Source organism: Rhizobium sp. SVR5-9E (assembly GCF_056755095.1).
In genome coordinates this window covers 1-240 of the sequence record NZ_JBNDHS010000676.1, presented here as the reverse complement: position 1 = coordinate 240, position 240 = coordinate 1, and the positions used below count along the sequence as shown (strand labels likewise).

Annotated in this window: 1 protein-coding gene; it reads left to right on the top strand. The window is 47.9% G+C overall.

Going from position 1 to position 240, the window contains the following annotated elements:
* Positions 1–240: hypothetical protein (locus ACPYOJ_RS36520; RefSeq protein ID WP_481420559.1), on the top strand; the 240-nt coding region annotated here is incomplete at both ends.

The window sequence follows — 240 nt, the reverse complement described above, 5'->3', positions numbered from 1 at the left end:
CAGCAATACCACAACAATAGCAGCAAACGCCGTAACTTCTGCTAAAATTGCTGACGGAACTGTAGCCAATGCAGACCTGGTAAATATGGCAGCACTTACGGTAAAAGGAAATTCAACCAATGCCGCAGCAGCACCTACAGATATCGCAGCAGGTACTGATGGGTATGTGTTAAGAAGAAGCGGAACTGCTTTAGGATTCGGAACCGTAGCTACCGCAGGGATTGCGGATGGTGCAGTAAC